This window comes from Massilia violaceinigra, from assembly GCF_002752675.1.
Classification (GTDB): domain Bacteria; phylum Pseudomonadota; class Gammaproteobacteria; order Burkholderiales; family Burkholderiaceae_D; genus Telluria_A; species Telluria_A violaceinigra.
Genome location: NZ_CP024608.1, coordinates 838,377 through 861,358, shown reverse-complemented (window position 1 = coordinate 861,358; position 22,982 = coordinate 838,377). Strand labels below are relative to the sequence as shown.

Genomic DNA, 22,982 nt, shown 5'->3' with positions numbered 1-22,982 from the left:
CGTCAGCGCCGCAAGCGCTTGAGGAACACGGTCATCTCGCGCGAGGACTGGATGTCGCCCTGCTTCACGGCGACCTCCAGTCCTTTGTTCCATGCCACCTCGGCGTCGTCCGGCCGGTCCAGCGCCTGCCATGCCTTGCCGAGCAGTTTCCACGCCGCCGAGTAAGCCGGATTTTGCTGCGTGGCCTGCTGCAGGTGAAGCGCGGCCGCCGCCGCGTCGCCGTCCTTGAGACAGGCGTTGCCCAGGCCGAAGCGCAGCAGGGCGTTATCGCGCCCCGCCGCCAGCAGTTTTTCCAGTTGTTCGCGCATGATTGTTTTCTCCTATCGTTTGCCGGTTGCGCGCGCAAGCAGCGCCGCCAGCGCGGGCGCCAGCGCGAAGCTGGCGAACAGCCACATTGCCGCCGACTGCGCGCCCGCTTTGCCTCCCGGCTCGGTCAGTCCGGCGGCATTGGCCACCAGTCCCGCCACCGCCGCGCCGATCGCCATGCCGTACAACTGCACGGTGGTGATCGCCGCCGACGCCAGGCCGCCCTCCCCCGCCGGCGCCAAGGTCAGCACGCGCGTAAGCAGATGCGGCCAGCCGAGTCCCACGCCGGCACCGGCACCGGCCAGCGCCAGGCCGTACAACAGCATCAGCATGGCCGGCGAGAGCGCGTCGCCGGCCGGCACCAGCAGCGCGAGGGCCAGCAGGCTGATTGCGCCCAGCACGGGGCCGGCGCGCAGCATCGTCATCGCGGCAACGCCTTCGCGGCCCGAGGACAGCATGGAACTGGCGCTCCAGCCGGCCGCCATGGCCGCGGTCAGGTAGCCGGCCGCCAGCGGCGTGTAGCCGTGCAGTGTCTGCAAAAAGTACGGTACGTAGATTTCGGTGGTGGTGCCGACCAGGAGCAAGGCCACGCTGGCATACACCGCGCCCAGTGGCGACGTGAGGGCCGTGGTCCCGGCAGGCAGCAGGCGCACCGATGAGCGGCGCTCGACGGCGATGGCCGCCACGCCGAGCGCGATCCCGGCCGCCACGCCCGCGCCCTGCACGGCCAGCATGCGCGACAGACCGCCGGCGGCCACCGCCAGCACGGAGGCGGCCAGCAGCGCGATCTGGGCCACCGGAATGACCGGCTGCGCGGATGCGGCGGCACCGGCCGGACGCAGTCGCAGCGCGACCAGCAGCGCCTGCAGCAAGGCCACCGGCAGCAAGGTCCAGAAGGCCCAGCGCCAGTGCCCGGCCTGGGCGAACAGGCCGCCCACGGCCGGCCCGCACAAGGTGGCCACGCCCCACATGCCCGATACCAGCGCCACCGCGCGCGGCCACAGGGGCGCGGGGAAGACCACGCGGATCAGCGAGTAACTCAGTGCGGCCAGGGCGCCGCCGCCCAGGCCCTGCACGCTGCGCCCGGCCAGCATCCATGGCATAGATGTGGCACTGGCGCAGGCGGCCGACCCCAGCGCAAATATGCCGAGCGCCGCCAGGCAGGCGCCGCGCGGACCGGCGTCGGCCAGCAGGCGCACCGACAGGGCCGCGCCGATGATGGAGGCGACCACGAACAAGGTAGTGTTCCAGGCATACCAGTCCAGGCCCCCGATGTCCTGCACCACCGACGGCAGCACGGTGGTGACGATATGGACGTTGATCGCGTGCAGCGCCACGCCGCCGGTCAGGGCCAGGGCCAGCAGGCCGTTATGGCCGGAAAACAGCTCGCCCCAGGAGGCGGTGGACGGTAAGGCAGCGGACATGGCTCGTGATCGACAGGGATTCGGGATTGGACTAATATGCAAGAGATTGATTGGATAATAAGGCGCAGCTGTGAATTACGCAAGCAAATCGTTGGATAACTCGGCCGATGGCAAGACGGCCGACCGCATCCTGTTTTTCATCAAGTCCAATGGGCCGAGTGCCACCGCAAAGCTGGCGCAGATGCTGGAGATGACGCCCGAAGCGGCGCGCCAGCAGGTGCAAAAGCTGGTCGCGGCAGGGTTGATCGAAGGCCAGCAGCAGAGCGCCGCGGGCGTGGGCCGGCCGCGCCAGAACTGGGTGCTGACCGAGGCCGGCAACCGGCGTTTTCCCGATACGCATGCGCAAATGACGGTGCAGCTGATCGGATCGATCCGGCAGCTGTTCGGCGAGGAAGGGCTGGACAAGCTGGTGGCGCAGCGCGAGAGCGAGGCGCGCGTGCTGTACCAGCAGGCCTGCGGCGGCGCCACCGTGCCGGAGCGCCTGGCGCAGCTGGCCGCGATCCGCACTGGCGAAGGCTACATGGCGCGCATCGAGTCCGACCAGCAGGGCTGGCTGCTGATCGAAGACCACTGCCCCATCTGCGCGGCAGCGCGCACCTGCCAGGGCTTTTGCCGCTCCGAGCTGCAATTGTTCAGCGAAATCGCCGGCCCCGGCACGACGGTGACGCGCGAACAGCATGTGCTGGCCGGTGCCACGCGCTGTGTTTACCGGATCGCTCCTGTATAGAAGTTGCTTGATAGACTCAGCCGGATTGACTATGCTTCGCGCATCTGACTATTGCGGAGCTGGCATGACCACACAAAAACCAACAGGCATCGGAAAACTGTTTGCCGCCGCCTGCCTGATCGAAGGCCTGACCTGGACCGGCCTCTTGATCGGCATGCTCCTCAAGTACGTCACCGAGACGACCGACCTGGGCGTTTGGCTGTTCGGGCGCCTGCACGGCGTCGCCTTCATGTTCTACGTGGTCGTGGCGGTGCTGGCCGCGCTGCGCCTGCGCTGGCCGTGGTGGGCCACCACCCTCGCCATTCTCGCCGCGGTGCCGCCGCTGGTGACGATTCCGATGGAAATCTGGTACCAGCGACGCGGCTTTCTCACTGAGAAACCCGCCGCGCAACCGTAAAATAAAAAGCCGCTCACGTGAATCGGTGAGCGGCTTGAATGGCAGAGGCCACGGGCTCGGCGCAAGGCGCTGCAAGCCGGGCTTGCCGGGGCCGGTCAGCATCTCGCTGTTTGCTGGCTCGGCGAAAGCACGTCGTCTGGCGTCGATCATACGCGCGCCCGCGCCGGCGCGACAATACAAATTCCCATTCGTGCGTGCGTTGGCGATAAGGCAAATCTATCGGGTGTTTGGATGGCGTTATCCCATCTGAAAATCGCGTATCCTGATGGCCGATTTCATTTTTCCACCGGATATATATTATGCATAAAAGTCTTGCCCGGACCGCCCTGTGGGCGGCGCTCGCCCTGAGCTTTGCATCCAATACCGCGCTCGCGGCGCCGCCGGCGCCGCCGGCCGGCAAAGTGTCGGGCGTGGTGTCGGCCCAGGCCAAAAAGCAGCTCGATGCGCTGGCCCTGGAGTATTACGAAGCCGTGGCGCGCTTCGACCCGGTCAACGCCACCGACCGCGGCGACAACCGCTTCGACGACCAGATCGGCATGAGCATTGGTCCCAAGGAGCGCGCGCGCCAGAATGCGCGCTACAACGTCTTTCTGAACCGCCTGCACGCACTGGACCGGCGCGCGCTCGACCTGCGTTCGCAAACCAATTACGACGTGCTCGAATTCGAGTTGAACAGCCTCCTGTCGTTTGCCAACCTGCCGGAACTGATGCTGCCGCTGAACCAGATGGACAGCATCCCCGTCACCATCGCCAACTACGCCAGCGGCGACGGCGCCCAGCCCCTGAAAACGGTCAAGGACTACAAGGCTTACCTGAACCGCCTGACGCAGCTGCCGGCATGGATCGACCAGGCCATCGCCAACATGCGCGAAGGGATGCGCGTGGGCGTGACCCTGCCGCGCGCGACGGTGGTGTCGATGCTGCCGCAATACCAGAAGCTGATCAGCGCCAAGGCCGACGAGAGCATCTACTACACCCCGATCCGCAAGATGCCGGCCAGTTTTTCGGCCCGCGACAAGGCGGCGCTGACGGCCGGCTACCGCAAGGCGATCGACGCCAAGCTGGCGCCGGCGCTGGTGCGCCTGGCCAGCTTCATCGAGAAGGACTACCTGCCGGCGGCGCGCACCAGCACCGGCTGGAGCGCCCTGCCCGAGGGGAAGGAGTGGTACGAAAAGAACGTGGCGATCCAGACCACCACCAGCCTGACGCCGGAGCAGATCCATGCGATCGGCCTGAAGGAAGTGGCGCGCATCCAGGGCGAGTATGGCGTGGTGGGCCCGAAGATGGGCTACACCGGGCCGGCCGCGGGGCTGCCGGCGTGGGTATCGCAGCAGGAAAAATACAAGCCGTTCAAGACCGACCAGGAAGTCATCGACGTGTACCGCAAGCTCGATGCGCTGCTGCGCACCAAGCTGCCGGCCTTGTTTACGCTCATGCCGAAGGCGCCGCTCGACCTGCGCCTGGAGCCGGAACTGTCGCGCGCGACGGCGTCGGATCACTACACCGCGCCGGCCATGGATGGCTCGCGCCCTGGCGTGTTCTGGTCGGTGGTGAACGACCCCAAACAGTACGGCAGCACCGGCATGGTGACCCTGTTCCTGCACGAGGGGCAGCCGGGCCACCACTTCCACATCGCCCTGCTGCAGGAGCTGGACCTGCCGAAGTTCCGTCAGTTCAGCGGCAACACCGCCTACACCGAAGGCTGGGCGCTGTATGCGGAAACCCTGGGCAAGGAGATGGGCCTGTTCGACAAGCCGGAAGACTATTTCGGCCACCTCAATGACGAAATGCTGCGCGCGGTGCGGCTGGTGGTCGATACCGGCATGCACGCGAAAGGCTGGACGCGCGAGCAGTCGATCCAGTACATGCGCGATACCCTGGGTTTCCCGGAATCGATGGCGCGCAGCGAAACGGAGCGCTACATGGTGTGGCCGGGACAGGCGCTCGGCTACAAGATCGGCGCGCTGAAAATCACCGAACTGCGCCGCCGCGCGGAAGCGGCGCTGGGCGATAAGTTCAGCCTGCCGAAGTTCCACGAGATCGTGCTGGAAGACGGTACCCTGCCGCTGTCGCTGCTGGAAGTGAAGGTCAATCGCTGGATCGAAAAGAACCAGTAAGAAGATGAATGTCCCCGACGATGAACCAATCCGTTCATTGTCGGGGACGACACCAGGGAGAGACGCAATGAAAACCATCGTTTTGCTCGGCGTACTCCTGTCGCTCGCCAGCATGGCACCAGCGAACAGCCAGGAAGACGCTTCCGGCTACACCACATTGAAGGGCGCGTACCGCACCTATTCGCGCGGCATCGGAGACCCTGGCGATCCCACCGCTGCCGACACCAAGATCATGTTTTCCATCGACGGCAAGGCCGCACGCGAGATGTTCGATGCCATGGGCAAGGACGTCAAGGACGCGTGTACCGAAGGCACCGGCACGCGCGTGCGCACGAAGGATCAGGAACGCCTGTGGTGCAGCCGCAGCAAGCAGGGCGTGTACTCCTGCAATTTCGGGTTCGATCTGAAAAGCGGAAAGAGCATCGGCGGCATCGTGTGCTGAGCGACTATCCGCACCTGTGAAAACGGCACCGTCGCGAGACTGGTGCCGTTTTTTTATGCTGAACATGTCAGCGCCGGATAGCCGCCATGCTTACATCACCGACAGCACCGGATAGCGCCGCCACTCCGGCTCCACATAGCGCGCGCAATTGGCGAAGATGAAGTCGAGTACCGCGCACTGGTCCGACAACAAGGCCGGATTGGCCGCCTTCCAGGCCTCGAACTTCGCCTGCAAGGCCGGCTCGTCGCGCAGCAGTTCCAGCGCATGGTCCTCGAACACGTAATCCGAATACGCTTCCTTCTTCTCCAGCACGCTGTTGAAGAAGCCCCAGCGGAAGAAGCTGTCATGGCCCTGCGGCTCCAGCGTTTCGATCGCGTAGCGCGCCATGTCCTGGTCGAGCGAAATCCACCAGTCGCCCGCGCGCAGGGTCACGGCCTGGGTGAATTTTTCCAGCCGCACGTCGTCATGGAACATATGGCCTTCGTACGCGTCCGCGCGCGAGTCGACCGACACAATGCGGTAACACTGCACCTGTTCCACGCGGTCGGCCTCGATGCGCCGCATCGCCACGCCGTTCCACTGCAGCCGCTCGATGACTTCGCGCCAGGCTTGCGGCACCACGTACGCGCGCGGCGTCGCCACCACGATATCGGCCGGGAAGCTGTTGAAGTAGGCGATGTCGCGTTCCCACGGCTCGTTGCGGTCGTACGACAGGCGCGTGTAATTGCCGATCACGCTGGGCGTGTATTTGGCGGCATAGCCGCGGAACAGGAAGGTGGACGGATTGTCCGCATCCATGGACCAGTGCACCGGCCACTCGCGGCGCGCTTTTCCTTCGTCGCGCGCGGCGCGGCGCAGTGCCTGGATGGTGGCCGCCTGCGCGACCGTGAAGTCGAGCGCCGTTTCGACCAGCGCGCGCATCGAGTCGTAGCGGTCGGCGAAGGGCTTGAGCATGTGCGTCTCGGGCATGAAACCGATGGTGTGGTGCAGCGCCGCGAAGCCGGTCGAAAAGCGCGGCGTTTCCAAAAATTCGGCAATGCCGTGGTCCGGGCTGTCCTTGACCGGATTGACATACGGGCAGGTCGGCCAGCCGCGCCGCGCCATCTCGCCGAACATATGCGGCAGCATGGTGTCCTGCAAAAATTCACCGAGCGCGCCGCCAAGCTTGTCGGTCTGGGTGTGAATCAGGGTCATCGTGTACGGGTAATCGGCGCCGTTGGAGGTGTGGGTGTCGACCATCACGTCCGGGTCCCAGGCGGTGAACAGCTTGTTGAACACCAGCGCGGTAAGGCTGTCGCACTTGACGAAGTCGCGGTTCAGGTCGAGGTGGCGGCTGTTGCCGCGAAAGCCGAACTGCTCGGGGCCGTCCTGGTTCACGCGCGAGGTATCGGCGCGGTTGATGCTGCCGTCGACGTTGTACAGCGGGACGAACAGGAATACGGTCTTGCCCAGCGCGGCCAGGCGCGCCGGCCCGGTGCAGAAGTCGCGCACCAGCGCCATGCAGGCGTCCACGCCTTCCGGCTCGCCCGGATGAATGCCGTTATTGTTGAAGAAAACCGGGCGCCCTTCGTCTTTCAGGCGCTGGCGGTCGAACACGCCGTCGGCGCTCACCACGCCGGCGTGGATCGGCAGGCCGCAATCGGAGGTGCCGACGACGCTGAAGTGAAGCACGCCGGGATAGCGGCGCGCCAGCTCTTCGTACCATGCGATGCAGTCAGCCCAGGTCGTGGTCTGATTCTTGTTACCCTGTTCGTAGGGTGTTTTCAATTCGTTCGACATTATGTGTTGTGCGATGAAAGGTTGGAACGGTGCGCTGCTGATATGGCACAGCAGTCAGGCGATTTGTGCGATCGGCAGGGCGATGCCGATCACGGTGCCTTTGTCAGGCTCGGAACTGAAGTCGATGGTGCCGCCCAGCGCGTACACGCGTTCGCGCATGCCGATGATGCCGATGCCGGATGACGCGCTGGCGGTGCTGAAGCCGGCGCCATCGTCGGCGATTTCGATATGTAGCGTGTCGTCCTGCTCGGACAAGGTCATCGCCACCTGCGCATGCGTGGCGCCAGCGTGCTTGAGCACATTCGACAGCGCTTCCTGCACGATGCGGTAGGCGGAAATGGCCAGTTCGCTCTCCAGGCCCGAAAAATCGCCGTCGGAGTGAAACTGGAAGTGGCATTCGGGATGGCTGGCGTCGTAGTGGCGGATCATCTCTTCCACCGCGCCGTGCAGGCCGAGCATGTCGAGCACCTCGGGACGCAGGCGCCGCACCAGGCGCCGTCCGCTGGCGTACAGGTCGAGCGTGAGCTTGGTGATCGCTTGCGACTTCTGCTTGATCTCGTCGATCATCGGGCCCTGCTCCACCTTCCCGGCCAGGTGCAGGATACTTTGCGACTCCAGGCGCGCGGCGATCAGCGAGGCATTGAGTTCATCATGAATCTCGATGGCGATGCTCTTGCGCTCATCTTCGACGATCGAGTTCACCTTTTGAATCAGCTTGCGCTTGTCGGCGTCGGCCTTGAGCGCTTCGTTGCGCGATTCGACCAGGTCCTTGGTGCGTTCGGCGACCTTGTTTTCCAGGTCCTGGCGCGAGCGGCCCAGCGCCACCGACATTTCGGTGATCGATTCCTGCAGCTCGCCCACCTCGCCGCCGGTGGTAACAGGCAGCGCCACCTGGTAGTTCCCGCCGCGGATCTCGCGCAGCGCGCCGATCGAGGACTTGAGCGGAATGGTCAGGCTGCGCGCCAGCACGTAGGCCAGCGCGCCGCTGACCACCAGCGCCAGCGCCGCCATCGCCAGCTCGACCTGGAAGCGGCGCGCCTGCTTGTGCAGCATGTTCGTCGGCGACATCGTCACCCTGACGTAGCCCACCACTTCGGTCGGCACGGTGGTCGGCTTGGTATCGCTCGAACCGGAGACGTGCGGCACGCCGTTGTCCGAGAACAGGTTAATCCAAATCATCTGCTTCTTGATCGGCGCCTCGTAAAAACGGTCCTCGCCGATGGCGGAGTTCTGCGAAACGACGCTGATGGCGCCTTTCTGGTTGGCGTCGACCACTTCGATGCGGTGGATGCTCTTGTCCGACTGGACCAGGCCATTGATAGTCAGGCGCAGGTCGGACAGGTTGCCCGAGATGACGTTGTATTCGCTCGTTTCGGCCAGCGCCTTGGCCAGGATGCGGCCACGCTCTTCGAGTTCGAGCGCCACCTGGGCGCGGTGCGAGTACCAGGAGTAGCCCACAAACGACGAGAACAGGAACACCACCGGCAGCATGGTGATGAAGGCCATGCGCGTTCCGATGCTCCAGCTTTGCCAGAATCGCAGATTCATTGGCGCCTCACCGGTGGACGGCGCGTGAAATTGCGGGCGGCGTCGTCGACCGCCACGTCGAGCGAGCGCGCCACGCCTTCGTTGATGACGGTGCTGAAGTAGCGCGGGAACTGGGGCGGCGCCAGTTCGCCCGTGACCACGAATTCGTTTGCCACGTCGGCCACCTGGGCGTTGATCTGCTCGATGGTGGAATAGGTGGTGGCCAGTGCGCCAGCCATGACCATGTCGGCCGAAAAGCCGATCACCGCCTGGTTGTGGCGGTAGGTCGAGAGCAGGATGTTGCGCACGTTCTCGGTGTTGTAGACGCTGCGGTCGGGCATGGCCAGCAGGACCTCGGTTTTGCCGATGCGGTTCAGGACCACGTTGATATCCTCACTGGGGTCGTAATGTTCGATTTCAGCGATGCCTTGCAGCGTCGGTTTGAGAAAGCCGGTGTTACTGCTGACGATGGCGGCCACGCGCACGGGGCGCTTGTAGAGCAGTTCGATCAGGCGCAGCTGGTCGACCGGCGCCGGCTCGGCGTAGATGGCCGTCATGGAGAGCACGCGCGCGGGCTGCAGCTCTTCGGTGACCGAGCGCCAGACCTGGCTGGACGTGAAGGCGGCGATGACGACGCAGTCGCACTTGCGCGCGGCCACGTTGCGCAGCGCGACCGGGCCGATGGCCACGTACACCATGCGCCGGTGCTGGGCCAGTTCGGTGCGAAAGCCGCCGAAGATGGGGACCAGCTGCTTGTACAAATCGTCGGCGATGCGGCGGGTGACGCCGGAATCGTCGGCGGTGACGATCTCGAAGCGAAAGCCGGTGGGATTGCCGGAGCTGGCCGGGCTGACGACACCGGCCGCGCCGGCGGTGCCGGACAGGGTGAGGCCGATGGCAAGGGCGATCGCCGAAAGTACAACCCTGCCACCGTCGTCCCCGCGACGGCGGAAGACGGTTGGGCGACAGCGCGCATTCGCGACCCATCTCCTCAAGCCTGCGAACACGCGACCTCCCACTACGGCTCGATCAAGCCGTACTTGACGGCCAGCTTGGTGATATATGCCTGCCGGTGCACGCCCAGCTTTTCCTTGACCGACTGGCTGATATTGCTGATCGTCTTGGTCGACAGATTGAGCTTTTCGGCGATTTCGGCATTGGTCAGCCCTTCGGCCATCAGCTTGAAGATCTCCAGCCCGCGCTGGTCGAGCTGCGACTGCGGCGACGCATCGCCGCGCACCGACAGATTGGCCAGGCGCTCGGCGATCTGCGGCAGGAAATACAGCTTGCCCTCATGCGCATGGCGCACCGCGGTGGCCAGGTCGGCCGGGTCGCAATCCTTGGTGACGAAGGCGCGCGCCCCCAGGCGGTAGGTTTCCTTGATCAGGCTATCCTGGTCGAACTGGCTCAGGAACACGATGCGCGCAGCCGGAAACTTCTCCAGGATGCTCTTGGCCGCGTCCAGCCCCGTCAGCTCGGTGCCGAAGCGGATATCGAGCACCAGCACGTCCGGATCGAGGGCGGCGTACATCTCTTCGGCTTCATCGGGCGTCTTGGCCTGTCCCACCACATCCATGCCGACACCGGCCAGCGACATGGCGAAACCGGTCATCACAATGGGATGGTCGTCCGCCAGCAAGACCCGAATCGATTTTTGCTCAGTCTGCACTTTCATTCTCCACGGGTAAAGGCTGCGTTGGCTTACCCCGCCTTGCCATTGAATCGCATCAATATGTGCGACCAGACGGCAGGAACGCCGCGCCTACCAGATTATTTCACACATCCGCCCCTGACGCGAGCCGCGCCCCGCCGGGCAAGATTTGCCAGCCGGCTCACCCGAATGGAAGCAGCCACGGCAATAGAATTACTACAAAAACCCTTTTCAATTGCTAGGACATAGCATATATTTGATCCATGGACTGGAAATAGCGGTGCGGACTTCCACCATGCGAGCCATTTCGTGAACACAACAATACGGAGCACACCATGCATTTCTCTCAACAGCACATTGGCAGCGGCAACAAATTCACCAAAATAGCCATCGTTACCGCGCTGCACGTCCTCGTTGGCGCGGCGCTCATCCACAATATGAACCGGGTTCCGGCGCTCAGCGTCACCGAAGCGGGGCCGATCGAGGTAACGCCGGTGATCGAAAAACCGCTTGATCCGCCGCCGGAACCGGAGCCGTTCAAGACGGAACAGGTCGTGCCGCCGATGCTGATTCCCAAGCCATTTGTCGATATCCCGCCTCCGCCGCCGAACGTGGCCATCTCCGGCACCGTCATCGACAAGGTGCCGCCGCCAGCACCGATCGAAACGGGACCCAAGGTCGAACAGGTCATTCCGCCAGCCGGGGTGCAGCCGGCCAAACAGACCCGATCCGCCGTACTGGCCGACGCTTCCGCTTGCGTCAAGCCGGATTACCCGGCGCGCGCCGCCCGCAATGGCGACACCGGTACCGTCAGTCTCGCGCTGCTGGTCGGCGTGGACGGCAAGGTGACCGATGCCCGCATCGATAAATCGAGCGGATCGCGTGACCTCGACAAGGCCGCCGTCGCCGCCCTGAGCATGTGCAGGTTCAAGCCGGCCACGACGAACGGCGTCGCCGAGCCGGCATGGGCGCAGATCGCCTACGTCTGGACGCTCGACTGAGCGAAGCGGCAAGGGGTTTGAACTGCCCCTGCCTGCCATGCACATGAACAGACTCGCCGCCATTCCAGCCGGCGCCGCAGGACTGGCCGCAGCGCTGCTGATGGCGGCGGCGCTGGCCTGGCTCGCGCTGCGGCCCGCCCCGCTGCCGGCGGCACCGCCCGATGCCGGTCCGGCGGCGTTTTCGGCCACCCGCGCACTGGTACATGCCAGTTTTTTGGCACAGACGCCGCGCCCTATCGCCAGCGACGCCAATGTGCGCGCACGCGACTATCTGCTGGAAAAGCTGCGCGCGCTCGGCCTCGACCCGCAGGTACAGACGGCGACGGTCAGCAGCAGCCGACGCGATGACGCCGGCCATGCCCGTCTCACGGTCGCGGTGGTGCACAACATCGTGCTGCGCATCCGTGGCAGTGCACCGGTGCGCGGGCATCCGCTGATGCTGGCCTCGCACTATGACAGCGTGCCCGATGCGCCCGACGCCGCCGGCGCGGTGGCCGCCCTGCTCGAATCGCTACGCGCCCTGCGCCAGGGTGCGCCCCTGGTCAATGACCTGATCGTGCTCATTGCCGATGGCGAGCACGCTGGCTCGCTGGGCGCGCGCGCCTTTGTCGAGCAGCATCCGTGGGCCCGCAAAATCGGGCTGGTGCTGCGTTTCGAGGGAGTACAAGGACACGGTCCATTGACGCTGCTCGATACCCACGGCGGCAACGGCCGCACCGTGGCGGCATGGGCGCGCCTGGACGCGGCGCCGGCCGGCTCCTCGCACGCCTCGGCCGGGGAGGCCGACCAGTCACCACTGCGCACGCTCGGCCTGGCCGGCATGCGCTTCGCCGCTACGGCAGGCAGCGCCGCCATGCAGCACAGCGGCGACTCCATCGTGTCGCTGGCGCGCACATTCGGCGCACATCGTCTCGAAACCATCACCGCGCCGGACCGCGTGTACTTCACCGTGCCGCTGGCCGGCGCGCTGCACTACCCGGAACGCATCGTCTGGCACATCACGCGCGTCGCCTGCGCGCTATGCCTTCTGGTGTGCTGGGCCACGCTGCGGTACGGCGCGAAACGCACCGGTCCACTGGCGCTGAGCGCCGCCATGGCGGGCCTGCTGGTAGCGCTGATCGTCCTGAGCGCGGCAAAGCCCGGCGCCGCCCACCTGCTGGCATGGCCGCTGATCGGGGTGCTGCTGGCTGCCGGTGCGCTGCACCTGCCGCTGACGGCCGCCCTGTCGCGCCATGCGCGGGCCGCCATCCTGGCCACCGGCACGATGCCAGCCATCGCGCTCCTGGTCCCGCTGGCGGCAGCCGTATGCACCCGCCCAAGTCCGACGACAGCGCCACCGGACAGCATCACCTACCTGGCCGACGCCACCACCTGGAAATCGTACTGGCTCGATGGCGCCGGCTCGCGCGCAACCACGGCGGCGCCGCGCACCGGCATCGCCTTTCCGCAGATCGAGATGCTTAAAAACGAGGACACGCCGGCCAGGCGCCGGGTGGCGTTTGCGCTAACCTCGAAAAACGCGGCGCCGACCATCGAACTGCGGGTAAAAGGCGCGCGCGTGCTGGCGGCGCGGCTTGGCGGGCGCGTGCTGGCGACGCAACGCCGCGGCGACTGGACGCTGACCCTGCACGGCATGGGCCAGCGGCGCCTGCCGATCAAGCTGGAGCTGGAGGGCGGCGCCACCGCGCGCATCCATATCCAGGAATCGATCCCGGGCCTGCCGGCCGAGGCGATTGCCCACGAGCGCACCCACGCGCCACGCCGCGGCCGCACCCTTTCCACCGACATGCTGGTACTGCGCTAGCGCCGCGCGATTTCCTTTGCAAACGGGGTGGCGGAATGGCATACAATGTTTCGCTCCGCCCGCCGTGGGCGCCGTATTTACCACCCTCTACCGCACTAGGAACCCATGCAAAAGATGCTTTCCTCCCTCGTGAGCACGGCCCTGGCTACCAGCCTGGCCGCAGCTTTCCCCGCGTACGCCGCCGGCGCCGCCTCCGTCCCCACCGTCAAGGAAGCGCCGCTGCGCGCCCACCTGTCGTTCCTGTCGAGCGATGTACTCGAAGGACGCGGCACCGGCCAGCGCGGCGGCGACCTGACCGTGGCCTACCTTGAAGCACAGGCGCTGGCCGTCGGACTCAAGCCGGGCAACGGCGACAGCTTCCGCCAGTCGGTCAAGATCGCGGGCGTGAAAGCCACGCCGGACAGCAGCAGCGTGGCGCTGGAAGCGGGCGGCAAGGCGCAATCGCTCGCCTTCGGCAAGGACTGGGTCTGGGCGCCGGGCGACGCCAAGGCCTCGCACGCGATGAACGCCGACCTGGTGTTCGTCGGCTACGGCATCACCGCGCCGGAAGAAGGCTGGGACGACTACAAGGGAATGGACGTCAAGGGCAAGGTCGTCGTCATGATGGTCAACGACCCGGCGCCGACGGCAGCCGAGCCGAATCGCTTCAACGGCAAGGGCCTGACCTACTACGGCCGCTGGACCTACAAATTTGAAGAAGCCGCGCGCCAGGGCGCTGCCGGCGTGCTGCTGATTCACACCGACGCTTCGGCTTCGTATGGCTGGAGCGTGGTGCAAAACAGCTGGCTGAGCGAACGCTTTCAGCTGGCGCAGGGCAAACTGGGCGCCAACATGGAAGGCTGGATGACCGAAGCCTCCGCGCGCACCCTGTTCGCCGCCGCCGGCGAAGATCTGGACGCGCTGCGTACTGCCGCCGAGAACAAGAACTTCAAGCCGGTGGCCCTGAAAGCCAAAATCAAAGGCGAGATGAAGGCGGCCGTGCGCATGGTCGAACAGTTCAACGTGGCCGGCGTGGTGCCGGGCACCGATCCGAAACTCAAGGACGAAGTGGTGATCTACAGCGCCCACTGGGATCACCTGGGCAAGCAAGGCGAAGGCGCCGACACCATCTACAACGGCGCGGTCGATAATGCATCCGGCACCGCCGGCTTGCTGGCCATGGCGCAGGAAGCGGTACGCTCGCCGGCCAAACGCAGCCAGATGTTCCTGTGGGTGGCAGCCGAAGAACAGGGCCTGCTGGGCAGCGCGGCCTACGCCAGCAACCCGCTGTGGCCAGTCAATAAAACCGCGGCCAACCTGAATCTGGACAGCCTCAATTTCGTCGGCGCGGCCAAGGATATCGGCACCAAGGGCAGCGAGCGCACGGAACTGGGCGCGATGGCCGAAGCGACCGCCAAGGCCATGGGCCTGGTGGTGCGTACGCCCGAGCCGGACCTGGCGGGCGGCTACTTCCGCAGCGACCATTTCAGCTTCGCGAAAGCCGGCATTCCAGCCTTCTCGATCGAAGGCGGCAAGGACTATGTGAAGGATATCGAAGGCGCCAAGGCCAAGCAGGCCTCGTACCGCGCGCGCTACCACCAGGTAGGCGATGAATACGATCCGACATGGGATCTGTCGGGCATGGTGCAGCAGGCGCAGTTCACGTTGAACCTGGGTCGCCGCGTGGCGGACGCACCGAAGATGCCGGCCTGGAAAGCCGGCGACGCCTTCGGCAAGGTTCGCGCCTCAGCCAAGTAATGCAGTAAGGGGGTGGGCTTGCGGCCCACCCCATCTTCTTATGCCAGCTCGAACTCGGACGGGTTGATGCCGAGTTCCTTGCAGATCTTGACCGCCACCGCTTTTTCGCCGTCGTCGAATTTGCCGTCCGCCGATGCGATGGCGATCACCATGCGCACCAGCAGGCGCGCCGCTTCGCCGTTCGATTTCATCTTGCCCAGTGCCTGGTAGGCTTTCGATTCGCCGATATCCTTGTCGAATTCGAGTTGGCTCACATGGTCCTGGAACGCCTTGATCACGTCGCTGGTCGTGAAGACCGACAGCGCGTCGTGGGTCTCGATGAACTTGACCATTTTTTGCTTCTCGTCCGACGTGATGTTACCGTCCGCCATGGCGATCAGCGCCGAACCGGCCATCGCCGCATCCATGAAATTCTTGTTCTTGAATTTCAGGGCTTCCGTTTTCATTTCACCGGCTTTGGTTTTCAGGCGAGTCAGAAAATTGTCGAAACTCATGGTGTACTCCGGTTTGCAAGTTGATAAGAACGGCAATCTTACTCTGATTTTCAGCTTCACTACAGCAAACGGACGTTCCTTTAAGCCGGCCGTAACAAAGCGGCGCTCAAAACCGCGCGTGCCAGGTCAGGTCGGCGCTGCGCGGCGCACCCAGAATCACCTGGCTGTTCACGTTCGCCCCGCTCCAGCCGGCATACAGCTTGTCGCCCAGATTTCGCACACGTAGCGTCAGATCGCCCGTGCCGAGCCGCCAGCTCGCGTACACGTCTGCCGTGGTGAATGCGTTCATGCGGACCGTATTGGCGTTGTTGGTGTAGCGCTCGCCCGTGTAATTGAGCGCGGCGCCCAGCTTGAGCGGCATCTGGTCCACCTTGTAGTCGACCCACAGGTTGCCGGTCTTTTTGGCGACGTTGGGCGGCAGGTTCCCCGCGCGCGACACCTTGCCCGCTTCGAGCAGCTGGTCGAACCGGGCGTCGAGCACGGCCAGGTTGCCGTTGATGCTCACCTGGCGCGTTGGCCGCCACGCCGCCGCCAGCTCCACCCCGCGCGAGGATTGCTTGCCGCTGTTGACGGTCAAGGTCGGCACCGCGGCATCGCGCGAAAGGATGTTATCGAGCTCGATCCGGTACAGCGCCAGCGTGGTGTCGACCGTGCCGCCGAAGAGCGACTGCTTGATGCCGATTTCGCTCTGCGTGCCTTTCGACAGTTCAAAGGCGGCATTCGCGGCGCTGAGCAGCAGCAGGTTGCCCGAGCCGACCGGCGCCGAGGCGCTGGTGTGCTGCGCGTACACCGAGATGTCCTTGTCGAACGCATACACAGTGCCGATGCGCAGCGAGCGCGGGTCGTACGTCTGCGAGTACGCGGTTGCCACGCCCGTATTCAGGTCCGCGGTGCGCCGACCGAGCTTGACCCGGTCCTGGCGCAGGCCCGCCACGATGGTCCACTTGTCGGTCACCCACAGCGCATCCTCAAGGTACAGCGACACGGTTGGAATACTGGTCGAAAAATTGGTGCGGTTGCCGGCGCCCGTGTACAGCGCGGCGTTGGCGCTCAGCGATTCATAGGTGCCGTAGGCCGGATCGAACAGGTCGACCGTCAACGCGGCATTGGCGGCGCCGGCGCCGTTGGAAAAACTGCGGCCGGTGGCAAAGCGCGTCTTGGTGTATTCCGCGCCGGCGGCGAAGCGGTGCTTCATGCCCGCCAGATTGCCGGTGTACGACAGGTCGAGCCGGTTGCCGAACACCTGGTGGTCGTGCGTCACGCCAACCAGGTCGCGCACGATCTGGCGCGGCGCGCTGAAGGTATAGCTCTCGGCGTTGCGCCAGTTGCGGTCGGCCGTGTAGTACGACAGTTCGTTGCGCAAGGTCCAGTCGGGAGCGAGCTTCCAGGTCAGCTTGGCGCGCGCCCAGGCGCTGTCGGACTCCATGACCGCGTCGTCGACGTTGTAGTTTTTAAAGGCCAGGCGCCGGTCGATCACGCGCCCGCGAGCTTCGCTGACCGCGCCCACCAGATCGGTCGCCAGAGCACGCGGCACCAGCGGCGAGCCCTGATACGCCTTCACGCTATCGGACAGCAGATCCAGGCTCAGGTCGAGCGTGATGTCGCGCGTCAGCGCGCTGGTGGTGGCCAAGGTCAGGCTGTCGTAACGCTGCTTGTTGCGGTCGATGTAGCCATCGGACTGCTGGTGGCTGTAATCGATGCGCACTGCGCTCGTCTCGCCCAGCGGCCGGTTGATGCCCGCGCCGAGGCGCCAGGTATTGAAGCTCCCGTACGACAGCATCGCTTCGCTGGCGGGCAGCGTGCGGTCCGGCCGCTTGGTGACGAAATTGATCGCGCCGCCAATCGCGCCGTCGCCCGACATCAGCGAGGCAGGTCCCTTGAGCACTTCAATGCGCTCGAAATTCCATGTGTCCTGGGTACGCGCACTCATGGTCGGCACGGCGATGCGGCTGCCGTCGTACAGATAGCTGACGAAGCCCGCGCTGAACCCGCGCGACGACGTTTGCGACGGCGAGGTGGCATTGCCGCCCTGGGTGATGCCGACCGCGCCGCGCACCGCTTCATCGAGGCTGCGCGCACCGCGCACCTCGATCAGGTCGCGGTTGATCACTTCGACCGAGGCGGGCGTCTCGCGCAGGGCCAGGTCGAGGCGGCTGCCTACACCAGTGCTGTCGCTGCCGGCCGGCGCACGGGCGCTGTCGATGACAACCACCTGCATTGGCGGCGGTGCGTCGTCGGCATACGCGAGCAAGGGGCTATACAGGCAAAGCAGTGCGCACGGCAGCTTTCTCAATTTCACGGCAAGACTCCTATTGATAATAAGCTCTCATTATCGTATAGTCCTCGACACTTCCGCAATCTTTTAGTTAAGTCAACCCCATGGACATGATGAAACCTGCCCTCCAGATGGACAACGTCACGCGCCGTTTCGGCGAGCGCGTGGCCCTGAACGGCCTCTCGCTCACCTTGCAGGCGGGCGAGGTGTACGCGCTGCTCGCCCCCAACGGTGCCGGCAAAACCACGACGCTCAATCTGATCCTCGGCTTCCTGCAGCCGGACGGCGGCAGCATCCATGTGTGCGGCGAACCGGTTGCGGGCGACGCGGCCCGCACGCGCCGCTCGATTGCCTATCTGCCGGAACAGGTGGCGATTTATCCGGAACTGAGCGGGCTGGAAAACCTGCGCTACTTCTCGCTGCTGGCGTCAAAGGAGCTGGACGACGCCACCTTGCGCCAGCTCTTGAGCGAGTCCGGCCTGCGTGCCGACGCGCACGACCGCCACGCGCGCAACTACTCGAAAGGCATGCGCCAGAAGGTCGGCATTGCGATCGCGATGGCGCGCGAGGCCAAGCTGCTGCTGCTCGACGAGCCCACCTCGGGCCTGGACCCGCTGGCTGCGTCGGAGCTGTCTGGCCTTCTGCGCGCGGCGGCGCAGCGTGGCGTCGCCATTCTGATGGCCACCCATGACCTGTACCGCATCAAGGAAGTGGCTACTCGCGTCGGTGTGCTGCACGCGGGGCGCATCGAGCGCGAAATCGATCCGCAAACGACCGGGCATGCGGCGCTGGAGCAGGTCTACATCACGCAGCTGGCGCGATGAGCGGGGCGCTGCATCCGGCGCTGCTGCGCGCCGAAGCCCAGCGCCTGTGGCGCGAACCACGCCTGCGCTGGGTCGCCATCCTGGCGCCGCTGCTGCTGCTGATCGTGTTTTTCTCGTCCATGAATGGCGCGACGCGCATGGCCGACGAACGCACGCGCTTCGCCGCATCCGAGCGCGCGCGCTGGGTCGCCCAGGGCCAGAAAGACCCGCACAGCGCCGCGCACTTCGGCGTGTGGGCGGTCAAGCCGTCGTCGCCGCTGCTGGTGCTCGCGCCAGGCATCGAACCCTTCGTCGGCCTGTCGGTCTGGCTGGAGGCGCACAAGCGCAACGAGATGATTTTCCGCCCCAACCAGGATGCCGATCCGATCATGCGCAGTGCCGCCTCGGTGGCGCAGGTGCTCGAAGTGCTCGGGCCGATGTTTGCGATCCTGCTCGGTTTTGCCGGCTTTGCCCAGGACCGCCAGCGCGGCACCCTGCGCATGGCCTTCGGTAACGGCGCCACGCCCGGGCGCCTTTTGCTCTCGCGTTTCGCGGTGATGGTGGGCGCGCTGGTGTGCATGGCGCTCGCTCCCGTGGTGGCGATGGGGACCTTCGCGCTGCAGGCGCTGCCCGACGCAGGCTGGAACGGCGCGAGTCGGCTGGCCATCTGGAGCCTGCTGAACTTCATGTACCTGCTGGTATTTTTGCTGATCGCACTGGCGGTGTCGCTCAAGGCGCCCAGTGCGCGCGCGGCGCTGGCCATCATGCTGGTGCTCTGGCTGGTGCTGTGCGTGGTACTGCCGCGCGCCGCCGGCAATGCCGCGCAAGTGCTCGCGCCCGTGCCGTCATACCAGGAGCTGCGCAGCCGCGTTGAGAACGAGTCGCCCGCGTACGAAGGCGCCGAGAAATGGGAAGCGCGGCGCCAGGCGCTGGTCAAGGCCAAGGTGACCAATGTGCGCGCCGCGCAGCTCGACCAGTCCGAGCGCGAATCGCATGATGTGTTCGACCGCGTGCTCGGACGCTTTTACGACTCGGTGGAGCAGCAGGACCGCACCTTCGGCTGGCTGGGCGCCATCACGCCGACCGTTGCGCTGCAAGCGTCCGGCGCGGCCGTTGCAGGCACCGACTTTTACCAGCACCGGCATTTCATCGAAGCCGCCGAAACCTACCGGCGCGCGATGGTCAACCGCCTTAATGGAGATTTGATGCGTCATGCGGAACACGAGGACGCAAGCGCCTCGACCGGCAAGCAGTTCTGGGAATCGGTGCCGGCCTTTGCCTACAGCGCGCCGCCTTTGCGCGGCGTGCTCGCCAACGCGGCGGCGCCATTGCTGCTGCTGGCGGGATGGTGCGTCCTTGCCGGCCTTGCCGCCTGGCGCGCGGTGAAAGGGGTGCAACCATGACGCGCGCACTGTTTCGACTCGAACTGGCGATGCTGCTCAGGGCGCGCTTCACATGGATCATCGGCGCACTGCTGTTTGCCGCGCTGGCGTGGGGAGCGATCAACGGCCAGGCCAACGCCGACGGGCAGCAAGCCACGGTCGAGCGGGTGAAAATGCATGCGGCAGCCAAGGTCCTGAAGCAGCAGGCCGACGTGGCGCGCTACAGCCGCCCCGCCGACACGGTGCTGCCGTACTGGCAGGACCCGTCCGACGCCGCCGGCTACATGCGCTACGGCCTGTCGGCGTATGCGGTCAAGCCGCCGTCGCCGCTGGCGGGGATTGCCATCGGCCAGTCACGCCTGCTGCCGTTCTATATCAAGACGGATCTCGATTACGTGGCGCCGCCGGCTGCCGCCTTCGACTTCATCAACCCGCGCATTTTGAGCCTGGGCGACTTCGACCTGTCGTTCGTGCTGGTGTATGTGCTGCCGCTGGCCTTGATCGCCATCGGCGCCTCGCTCCTGGCGGCCGAACGCGATTCCGGCGCGCTGCGGCTGATGGCGGCGCAACTGCCGTCGTTCCGCCAACTGGTGATGCTCAAGTTTGGCGTTGCCGCCATCGTGTGCGTACCGTTCACGCTCGTGGCGACGGTGCTGGCCCTGCTGGTGGCGGGCACGCCATGCTGGAGCATGCAGACGGCGGGCACCGTGCTGCTACTGGGCGCCGCGCTGGCCGGCCTCACCTTGTTCTGGGTGGCGCTGACGGCGCTGTTGGCAAGCCGCATCGGGGTGGTGGGGAGCTATCTGCGGCTGGTATCGGTGTGGATCGGCTTCACGTTCTTCGTTCCGGCAGCCGGCGCCCTGATCATCGACACGGCGTATCCGGCGCCGTCGCCACTGCTTTATCTCGACGACCTGCGGCGTGCGAACGACTTCACGCCGGCCAATCGCGATGCGCTGTTTGCCGCGTTTGCGCGCGCCGAGCCGGCGTACGCGGCGGCAGCCGAGCGGGTTGACAAGGTGTCGTATGCGACCAAGCAGATTGCGGTGCAGCAGGCAGTGGAACGACAAATCGAGGAGCGCGCTTCGGCTGCGGCGCACCAGAACGAGGCCGCGGCGGGGCGGGCGGCCGCGCTGCGCTGGCTGTCGCCGGCGATGGTGTTCGATACCTTGCTGCAGCAGGCCGCGGGCAGCGGCGTGGAACGTCACAAGCGCTTCCTGAAGCGGACCGGCGAATATACGGACGAACTGCGGGCGTTTTTCTGGCCGCGCGCGCTGGCGGAAGCAGCCAATCCGGCCAATGCATGCCAGGGCTGCGCGGCGCGCCTGAACTTCACGGATCACGACAAGATACCGCGCTTTCAGGCCGACCGGCCGCTCGATGGCGTGGCCGCGAGTATTGGCGGGGCTGTGGGGTATTTGTGGGTGCTGGCGTGTGCGGTGATGCTGATGCTGTGGAGCGGGCGGCGGTTCCGGTTGTAACCGCTATCCCCCGTCGTTCCCGCGCAGGCGGGAACCCAAGTTCGTAAAGCCGCCTGCAATTACGGAATAGACTTGGGTTCCCGCCGAGTGCCGCCTTGGCGCGGGAACGACGTAACTAGTGCGTCTTCGGTGCGCGCGCCCGGCGTTTTGGTACTGGCGCTGCCTTCGCGCGCTCCGCCGAGCAGTCGGCGCACACGCCGTACAAGGTCAGTTCGTGGCGGTCGATCACAAACCCGGCCGGCGCGAGATTTTCCATCGTGCCCGGGCAGCCTTCGACATCGAACACGCGGTCGCACGGCACGCAATGAAAGTGGTGATGGTGATGATGCGCGGCGTGGCTCATTTCGTAGCGCGCATTCTCGCCCGGCAGGCTCACGGTCTGGATCGTGCCCTCGTCGAGCAGCAGCTTGAGGTTGCGGTAAATGGTCGCGATGCCGATTTCGGACACGGTCTCCCGTACCCCGGCGAGAATTTCCTGAGGTGTGAGCGGGCGGGCCGCCGCATCGATGACAGTACGAATCGCTGTCCGCTGGCGTGTAGAACGTTCCATGGCAAGGCTGTTGAAGCAAAAACCCATTATCCCATAAAGCTGAACAAACACTTGCCCCGCTAATGATAATACATTATCGTTAACGCCAAGCAGTCAGGTAATGCTCTCCCGACCTCCACAACGAAAGCCATCATCCCGTGCCTTCCATCGACTTCGCAGACAGCAGATCCACACCAGCGGCGCGGCGCGACTTCGCCTGGCCTACCGACCCGGCCAGCGCGCCGGGAACGATCAGCAGCGGGATCTGCCGCGGTACCCTGGGCGAGCTGATTCAAGGCCCGTATATATCCGATGGGGCGGCGCATATCAGCCTGATCTCGCTGCCGGTCAAAAAATACAGCTGCATGCACTTCACCCACGGCGAGCGCGCCGGAGCGGATAACGCACTCGCCACCAAAACCAAATGCCAACAGGCGATCGGCCACTACCTGGCGCTGCACCGCAAGCAGCTCCCGCCCGGGACCTGGAATCACGATTCCGAACTGCTGGAAGGGAAAGGCATGGCCAGTTCGACGGCCGACATCGTGGCCACCATCCGCTGCCTCGATGCGATCTTCGGCATCGAGTCGCCCGGCGAATCGATATCGGCCACCCTGCGCGCCATCGAACGTTCCGACAGCGTGTTTTTGGATACCTACGCGCTGTACCTGAGCGGGCGCCAGCAGGTGGTGCAGTGCTTCGGCAGCGCACCGACCTTCCATGCCTGCTATATCGATGAGGGTAACCGCATCGATACCGAAAAAACCGGCGCGCGGCTGCTCGCGCTGTACCAGGAGCGGCTCACGCCATACACGGCCAATCTCGATAATGCCGTCGACGCCTTTCTGCGCGGCGACCTGGCCGCCATCGCCGCCTGCGCCACGGTCAGCGCGGTGCTGGGGCAGGACGCCATCCCCAAGCGCAACCTGGGCGTGCTGCTCAAGAACCAGGCGCGCTACGGGGCCGACGGCATCTTCGTCGCACACACGGGCAGCCTGGCGGGCTATCTGTATATCCACAAACCGGGCCCCACGCAAATGGGGGCGCTCTCGTCATTTTTTCGCGGCCTTGGCTATCAAAGCCGCTTCGTCCAGACAGGATTCTGA

The 22,982-nt window shown here is 65.3% G+C and carries 20 protein-coding genes; 11 read left to right on the top strand and 9 right to left on the bottom strand.

Going from position 1 to position 22,982, the window contains the following annotated elements:
- Nucleotides 1-2 precede the first annotated feature (2 nt).
- A complete protein-coding gene (locus tag CR152_RS04005; RefSeq protein ID WP_099873785.1) occupies nucleotides 3-308 on the bottom strand; it encodes a tetratricopeptide repeat protein in 306 nt (101 codons plus the stop codon).
- Nucleotides 309-320: 12 nt separating this feature from the next.
- Nucleotides 321-1,730 carry an MFS transporter gene (locus CR152_RS04000; protein WP_099873784.1) on the bottom strand — a complete coding sequence of 470 codons (1,410 nt, stop codon included), beginning with the start codon at nucleotides 1,728-1,730 and terminating at the stop codon, nucleotides 321-323.
- 70 nt (nucleotides 1,731-1,800) lie between these two features.
- Between CR152_RS04000 and CR152_RS03995 the strand changes: the two genes are divergently transcribed.
- From CR152_RS03995 to CR152_RS03980, 4 genes are all read left to right on the top strand, one after another.
- Entirely contained in the window at nucleotides 1,801-2,457 is a 657-nt protein-coding gene (locus CR152_RS03995; RefSeq protein ID WP_099873783.1) for a helix-turn-helix transcriptional regulator, read from the top strand.
- 64 nt (nucleotides 2,458-2,521) lie between these two features.
- Complete coding sequence (locus CR152_RS03990) at nucleotides 2,522-2,854, top strand: DUF3817 domain-containing protein (protein WP_099873782.1); 333 nt, start codon at nucleotides 2,522-2,524, stop codon at nucleotides 2,852-2,854.
- A 299-nt stretch (nucleotides 2,855-3,153) separates the two neighbouring features.
- Entirely contained in the window at nucleotides 3,154-4,971 is a 1,818-nt protein-coding gene (locus CR152_RS03985) for a DUF885 domain-containing protein (protein ID WP_099873781.1), read from the top strand.
- A 67-nt stretch (nucleotides 4,972-5,038) separates the two neighbouring features.
- Nucleotides 5,039-5,413, top strand: coding sequence for a hypothetical protein (locus tag CR152_RS03980; RefSeq protein WP_099873780.1), 375 nt, complete (start codon nucleotides 5,039-5,041; stop codon nucleotides 5,411-5,413).
- 90 nt (nucleotides 5,414-5,503) lie between these two features.
- Here the strand turns inward: CR152_RS03980 and CR152_RS03975 are convergent, their stop codons facing one another.
- From CR152_RS03975 to CR152_RS03960, 4 genes are read right to left on the bottom strand one after another with little or no spacing between them, the layout of a single operon-like run.
- Nucleotides 5,504-7,192, bottom strand: a complete 1,689-nt coding sequence (locus tag CR152_RS03975) for a M14 family zinc carboxypeptidase (protein ID WP_099873779.1) — start codon at nucleotides 7,190-7,192, stop codon at nucleotides 5,504-5,506.
- A 54-nt stretch (nucleotides 7,193-7,246) separates the two neighbouring features.
- Nucleotides 7,247-8,740, bottom strand: coding sequence for a sensor histidine kinase (locus CR152_RS03970; protein WP_099873778.1), 1,494 nt, complete (start codon nucleotides 8,738-8,740; stop codon nucleotides 7,247-7,249).
- Nucleotides 8,737-9,726, bottom strand: a complete 990-nt coding sequence (locus CR152_RS03965; RefSeq protein WP_229413273.1) for a hypothetical protein — start codon at nucleotides 9,724-9,726, stop codon at nucleotides 8,737-8,739. The genes CR152_RS03970 and CR152_RS03965 overlap by 4 nt, the downstream gene beginning before the upstream one ends.
- 11 nt (nucleotides 9,727-9,737) lie before the next feature.
- Nucleotides 9,738-10,394, bottom strand: coding sequence for a response regulator (locus CR152_RS03960; protein WP_099873777.1), 657 nt, complete (start codon nucleotides 10,392-10,394; stop codon nucleotides 9,738-9,740).
- Nucleotides 10,395-10,705: 311 nt separating this feature from the next.
- On the opposite strand from CR152_RS03960, the gene CR152_RS03955 reads away from it, so the two are divergent.
- The 3 genes from CR152_RS03955 (at nucleotide 10,706) to CR152_RS03945 (ending at nucleotide 14,912) form a co-directional block, all read left to right on the top strand.
- On the top strand, nucleotides 10,706-11,371 hold the full coding sequence (locus CR152_RS03955; RefSeq protein ID WP_099873776.1) for an energy transducer TonB: 666 nt from the start codon (nucleotides 10,706-10,708) through the stop codon (nucleotides 11,369-11,371).
- A gap of 43 nt (nucleotides 11,372-11,414) precedes the next feature.
- A complete protein-coding gene (locus CR152_RS03950; protein ID WP_157778319.1) occupies nucleotides 11,415-13,175 on the top strand; it encodes a M28 family peptidase in 1,761 nt (586 codons plus the stop codon).
- Nucleotides 13,176-13,280: 105 nt separating this feature from the next.
- Nucleotides 13,281-14,912 carry a M28 family peptidase gene (locus tag CR152_RS03945; protein WP_099873774.1) on the top strand — a complete coding sequence of 544 codons (1,632 nt, stop codon included), beginning with the start codon at nucleotides 13,281-13,283 and terminating at the stop codon, nucleotides 14,910-14,912.
- Nucleotides 14,913-14,950: 38 nt separating this feature from the next.
- On the opposite strand, the gene CR152_RS03940 is transcribed toward CR152_RS03945, so the two are convergent.
- Complete coding sequence (locus CR152_RS03940; RefSeq protein WP_099873773.1) at nucleotides 14,951-15,406, bottom strand: tellurite resistance TerB family protein; 456 nt, start codon at nucleotides 15,404-15,406, stop codon at nucleotides 14,951-14,953.
- A 106-nt stretch (nucleotides 15,407-15,512) separates the two neighbouring features.
- Nucleotides 15,513-17,705 (bottom strand): TonB-dependent receptor, encoded by a 2,193-nt coding sequence (locus tag CR152_RS03935; protein WP_157778318.1) that lies wholly within the window; start codon nucleotides 17,703-17,705, stop codon nucleotides 15,513-15,515.
- Nucleotides 17,706-17,791: 86 nt separating this feature from the next.
- Here CR152_RS03935 and CR152_RS03930 point away from each other — a divergent pair, with 86 nt between their 5' ends.
- Genes CR152_RS03930 through CR152_RS03920 form a run of 3 tightly spaced genes read left to right on the top strand, consistent with a single transcriptional unit; the run spans nucleotide 17,792 to nucleotide 21,347 of the window.
- Nucleotides 17,792-18,505 (top strand): ABC transporter ATP-binding protein, encoded by a 714-nt coding sequence (locus CR152_RS03930; protein ID WP_229413272.1) that lies wholly within the window; start codon nucleotides 17,792-17,794, stop codon nucleotides 18,503-18,505.
- Nucleotides 18,502-19,887 (top strand): ABC transporter permease subunit, encoded by a 1,386-nt coding sequence (locus CR152_RS03925; protein ID WP_099873771.1) that lies wholly within the window; start codon nucleotides 18,502-18,504, stop codon nucleotides 19,885-19,887. The genes CR152_RS03930 and CR152_RS03925 overlap by 4 nt, the downstream gene beginning before the upstream one ends.
- Nucleotides 19,884-21,347 (top strand): ABC transporter permease subunit, encoded by a 1,464-nt coding sequence (locus CR152_RS03920; RefSeq protein ID WP_157778317.1) that lies wholly within the window; start codon nucleotides 19,884-19,886, stop codon nucleotides 21,345-21,347. Before CR152_RS03925 ends, CR152_RS03920 begins: the two co-directional genes overlap by 4 nt.
- Nucleotides 21,348-21,462: 115 nt before the next feature.
- Here CR152_RS03920 and CR152_RS03915 read toward each other — a convergent pair whose 3' ends face one another.
- The gene (locus CR152_RS03915) at nucleotides 21,463-21,897 is read right to left on the bottom strand and encodes a Fur family transcriptional regulator (protein ID WP_099873769.1); all 435 of its coding nucleotides are present in this window, start codon (nucleotides 21,895-21,897) and stop codon (nucleotides 21,463-21,465) included.
- A 137-nt stretch (nucleotides 21,898-22,034) separates the two neighbouring features.
- Between CR152_RS03915 and CR152_RS03910 the strand changes: the two genes are divergently transcribed.
- Nucleotides 22,035-22,982 carry a GHMP family kinase ATP-binding protein gene (locus CR152_RS03910; RefSeq protein ID WP_099873768.1) on the top strand — a complete coding sequence of 316 codons (948 nt, stop codon included), beginning with the start codon at nucleotides 22,035-22,037 and terminating at the stop codon, nucleotides 22,980-22,982.

Coding starts and splice junctions, on each gene's coding strand:
- CR152_RS03930 (WP_229413272.1), top strand. CDS start 17,792: ATGATGAAACCTGCCCTCCAGATGGACAACGTCACGCGCCGTTTCGGC.
- CR152_RS03915 (WP_099873769.1), bottom strand. CDS start 21,897: ATGGAACGTTCTACACGCCAGCGGACAGCGATTCGTACTGTCATCGAT.
- CR152_RS03950 (WP_157778319.1), top strand. CDS start 11,415: ATGAACAGACTCGCCGCCATTCCAGCCGGCGCCGCAGGACTGGCCGCA.
- CR152_RS03920 (WP_157778317.1), top strand. CDS start 19,884: ATGACGCGCGCACTGTTTCGACTCGAACTGGCGATGCTGCTCAGGGCG.
- CR152_RS03970 (WP_099873778.1), bottom strand. CDS start 8,740: ATGAATCTGCGATTCTGGCAAAGCTGGAGCATCGGAACGCGCATGGCC.
- CR152_RS04005 (WP_099873785.1), bottom strand. CDS start 308: ATGCGCGAACAACTGGAAAAACTGCTGGCGGCGGGGCGCGATAACGCC.
- CR152_RS03980 (WP_099873780.1), top strand. CDS start 5,039: ATGAAAACCATCGTTTTGCTCGGCGTACTCCTGTCGCTCGCCAGCATG.
- CR152_RS03960 (WP_099873777.1), bottom strand. CDS start 10,394: ATGAAAGTGCAGACTGAGCAAAAATCGATTCGGGTCTTGCTGGCGGAC.
- CR152_RS03940 (WP_099873773.1), bottom strand. CDS start 15,406: ATGAGTTTCGACAATTTTCTGACTCGCCTGAAAACCAAAGCCGGTGAA.
- CR152_RS03925 (WP_099873771.1), top strand. CDS start 18,502: ATGAGCGGGGCGCTGCATCCGGCGCTGCTGCGCGCCGAAGCCCAGCGC.
- CR152_RS03975 (WP_099873779.1), bottom strand. CDS start 7,192: ATGTCGAACGAATTGAAAACACCCTACGAACAGGGTAACAAGAATCAG.
- CR152_RS03955 (WP_099873776.1), top strand. CDS start 10,706: ATGCATTTCTCTCAACAGCACATTGGCAGCGGCAACAAATTCACCAAA.
- CR152_RS03985 (WP_099873781.1), top strand. CDS start 3,154: ATGCATAAAAGTCTTGCCCGGACCGCCCTGTGGGCGGCGCTCGCCCTG.
- CR152_RS04000 (WP_099873784.1), bottom strand. CDS start 1,730: ATGTCCGCTGCCTTACCGTCCACCGCCTCCTGGGGCGAGCTGTTTTCC.
- CR152_RS03945 (WP_099873774.1), top strand. CDS start 13,281: ATGCAAAAGATGCTTTCCTCCCTCGTGAGCACGGCCCTGGCTACCAGC.
- CR152_RS03990 (WP_099873782.1), top strand. CDS start 2,522: ATGACCACACAAAAACCAACAGGCATCGGAAAACTGTTTGCCGCCGCC.